We start from the raw sequence: 3,150 nt of genomic DNA on the forward strand, positions 1-3,150 counted from the left end.
CTTCGACCGCCCCGGAGGCATCTTCGGCTTCGGACGTGGCCTGTTCGGTTTCGGCGGCGGCTGGGGCGGCCACGGCTTCGGCGGCCCCGGCGGCTTCGGTGGAGGTCCCGGTGGTTTCGGGGGTGGTCCCGGCGGCTTCGGGGGTGGTCCCGGCGGCCCCTAGTCTCCCGGCCCGCCGGGCGGGTCACGAAGGCCCCCGGCTGTCCCGCCGCTCGCAGGGGCGGCTAGGCGAACAGCTCTGCCGCGGTGGTGACGCCGGCCTCCCGGCCCGGGGCGGACTGGAACTGCCAGTACAGGTTCGTGTGGGCGATCACCGCCTCGGGCGCAGGGGCGCCCCACTCGGTCAGGTCCTCGGTCGTGTGGGCGTCCGAGACGAGCACGGTGTCGTAGCCGCGGGTGAAGGCGCCGTGCAGCGTGGAACGCACGCAGGCGTCGGTCTGCGCGCCGGCGATGTAGAGCCGGCCGACGTGGCGCCCGGCGAGGATCTCCTCCAGGTCGGTCGCCTCGAACGAGTCGCCGTAGGCCTTCTGGACGCGCGGCTCGTCGTCGGCGGGGTCGAGCTCGGAGACGATCCGCCAGGCGTCGCTGCCGGGCTCGCGGTCATCGCCGGTGTCCTGCACCCAGACGACGGGGATGCCGGCAGCCCTTGCCCGCCGCACGGCGGTGCCGATGGCCTCCAGGACCCTGGCGCGGTCGTGCGCCTGCGCCACCACGCCGTTCTGGACGTCGATCACCACGAGCGCTGCCCCGGTTCGGTCGGTCAGGGTGGTCATGTTGCCTCCTCAACTCCTGGACGTCTGGAACCGTACCCCTCGCTTCCGACAGCGACGCGCCGTACTGGTGCGGTCCTGGTCACGGGCGGCAGACTCACTGGCATGACCCACCAGAACCTGCTGCCCGGACCCGACCCGACCTTCCTTCCCGCCGAGGGACCCGACGCGACCGCCCGCGCGGCGCTGGCCGCCGGTACCTCGCCGCGCGCGGCGGTCCCGTCCGCCCCGGCCGCGTCGCTGCTGTGGGCGCTCCTGGCCGAGGAGGCGCTCGGAACGGACCCGGTCGCCGGCTACGCCTATGCCCGCACCGGGTACCACCGGGGCCTGGACGCCCTGCGCCGCTCGGGTTGGCGCGGCCAGGGCCCGATCCCCGCCGGCCACGTGCCCAACCAGGGCTTCCTGCGTGCCCTGCTCGCGCTGGCGGAGGCGGCCGCGGCGATCGGCGAGACCGAGGAGGCCGATCGCTGCCAGCAGTTCCTGCGCGACTCCGGGACGTCCGCCGCGGAGGTCGCGGCCCTGCGCTGATCCGCGTCCCCCGGCGTCGCCGCCCCGGCCGGTCCAACCGTGGCCGGGCTCGGTGGACGCCCGGTTCGATCAGGGCGGCAGGACGATCGAGCTCACCAGCGCCGCGCCCTCGGCGACGGCAGCGGCGAGCACCTTCTCCACGTCGACGAGCGTGCCCTCGATGAGCAGCGGCTGGTCCAGGGAGGTGTCGCCCGACCAGGTCACGGCGGCGTCGCCGGGCGGAATGAACCGCCGGCCCGGTGCGGCGTGCACCACCCCGACCGCGCGCACCCGCGGCGCGTCGGCGGGCAACACCGTCACATCGCTCACGGCGGCCAGCCGGGCCAGCGTCCGCTCGATCAGGCGTTCCAGTCGGGCGCTGGTGCTGAACACCAGGGTCAGCATCGCCGTCCCGGACAGCCGCGCGCTCGACCGGAACGACTCGATGCTCACGCCGCGGCTGCTCATCACCTCGGCGACCGCGGTCAGCGAACCCGGCCGGTCGGCCGCACGCACGAAGGCCACGTAGCGCTGCCGCGGCGGGGCCAGGTCCCTCACGGCTCCACTCCCCACTCCGCCAGCGCCCGCGTGATCCGCTCGATGCTCGCCGCGAGCCGGCGCGACTCATCGGGGGCGAGCGGGTCGAGCAGGATCCGCGTCCACCCTTCCGGGCCGAGCACGGCAGGGACGCCGGCGACACCGCGGACTCCGACCCCGCCGACCGAGGCCTCCCCGTCCAGCGCGACCTGGCCGGCGACCACGATCTCGCGGCCGTCGAGCACCACCTCGACGAGGTCGACGGTCGCCCCCGCGGTACCGGAGGCGGTCTTCGCCCCGCTCTGGTGGGTGAGCCATGGACGGGCGACGGCGCGCAGATCGGGCGGCCATTCGTCGATCGCGTCGAAGGCCGCGCGCATGTCGGTGACCGCCAGTTCCGACAGCACCAGCTTGGCGTGCTCCACCTCCGCGCCGAAGTCGTCCAGGCTCCGCCGGCCCCGCAGGGCGCCGACCGCGTGGGCGCGTTCGTCCGGGGTGAGGCCGGTGATCCGGACGCTCGACCACAGCGGGACCAGGTCGTCGCCGTGCTGTCCGGCGACGAACCCGCCGACCGACTGCCGCCGGATCCCCAGCGAGGTGGCGATCTCGCGGCGGAACCGCAGCGTGTCCAGCCAGGCGCCCATGCCGATCACCCGGTGCCTGCCCAGGACCTGGGCGAACACCGCCACGCCCAGCTCGACCGGGTTCGACACCACGATCACGACCTCGTGGCCGGAGCCGTGGTCGGCCAGGGCGCTGGCGTAGGAGCGGAACACCTCGATGTTCCCCGCGGCCAGCCCACGACGGTCGACCGTGCCGCCCGGCGTGGCAGGGATGGTGCGGCCGGCCGTCATCACGACCACGTCGGCGACGACCTCCGACGGGTCGAGCGCGACGTCGATCAGTGGCGTGTGCTCTGCGTAGGCGTCCACGAGGTCGGCGCGCAGCCCGTAGGCGGCGTGGGCGGACGGCCCGTCCGCGCGGGCGACGAGTTGCAGCCGCGACGAGGTCGGCACGATCCGGCGTTCGATCAGCTGGACGCAGACCTGCCGCCCCACGTCGCCGGTGGCACCGATCACCGCCACATCCATTCCTGCAGGCTAGGCGGGAGAGGTTTCGGCGGTGTTGCACGCCTGGCCGCCGACGGCGGGCACGGCCCGTGCCGGCGGCGAGCGGTCGCCGGCGGATCCGAGGGGGTGCGGGGCGACTCAGTCCAGGTGGACGCGCAGCGCGGCCGCCGCGTCCCTCGCGCGCTGCCGGGCCTCCTCGACATCGGCTCCGCGGGCGAGGGTGACCGCGACCCGGCGGCGTCCGGCCACCGACGGTTTGCCGAACA

The 3,150-nt window shown here is 75.0% G+C and carries 5 protein-coding genes; 1 reads left to right on the plus strand and 4 read right to left on the minus strand.

Annotated features, from left to right (window positions below; genetic code table 11):
• Window positions 1-224: 224 nt before the first annotated feature.
• A complete protein-coding gene (locus QM633_RS02130; RefSeq protein WP_415152073.1) occupies window positions 225-773 on the minus strand; it encodes an isochorismatase family protein in 549 nt (182 codons plus the stop codon).
• Between the two features lie 102 nt (window positions 774-875).
• Here QM633_RS02130 and QM633_RS02135 point away from each other — a divergent pair, with 102 nt between their 5' ends.
• Window positions 876-1,298, plus strand: a complete 423-nt coding sequence (locus QM633_RS02135) for a DUF3151 family protein (protein ID WP_415152074.1) — start codon at window positions 876-878, stop codon at window positions 1,296-1,298.
• Window positions 1,299-1,367: 69 nt separating this feature from the next.
• Here QM633_RS02135 and QM633_RS02140 read toward each other — a convergent pair whose 3' ends face one another.
• The 3 genes from QM633_RS02140 to QM633_RS02150 form a co-directional block, all read right to left on the minus strand.
• The gene (locus tag QM633_RS02140) at window positions 1,368-1,835 is read right to left on the minus strand and encodes a hypothetical protein (RefSeq protein ID WP_415152075.1); all 468 of its coding nucleotides are present in this window, start codon (window positions 1,833-1,835) and stop codon (window positions 1,368-1,370) included.
• Window positions 1,832-2,905, minus strand: a complete 1,074-nt coding sequence (locus QM633_RS02145) for a malate dehydrogenase (protein WP_415152076.1) — start codon at window positions 2,903-2,905, stop codon at window positions 1,832-1,834. Before QM633_RS02145 ends, QM633_RS02140 begins: the two co-directional genes overlap by 4 nt.
• A gap of 117 nt (window positions 2,906-3,022) precedes the next feature.
• The coding region (locus tag QM633_RS02150) for a hypothetical protein (RefSeq protein WP_415152077.1) at window positions 3,023-3,150 on the minus strand (128 nt) is incomplete at its 5' end.

The organism is Propionicimonas sp., assembly GCF_047606205.1.
Taxonomy (GTDB): Bacteria; Actinomycetota; Actinomycetes; order Propionibacteriales; family Propionibacteriaceae; genus Propionicimonas.

Coding starts and splice junctions, on each gene's coding strand:
- QM633_RS02130 (WP_415152073.1), bottom strand. CDS start 773: ATGACCACCCTGACCGACCGAACCGGGGCAGCGCTCGTGGTGATCGAC.
- QM633_RS02135 (WP_415152074.1), top strand. CDS start 876: ATGACCCACCAGAACCTGCTGCCCGGACCCGACCCGACCTTCCTTCCC.
- QM633_RS02145 (WP_415152076.1), bottom strand. CDS start 2,905: ATGGATGTGGCGGTGATCGGTGCCACCGGCGACGTGGGGCGGCAGGTC.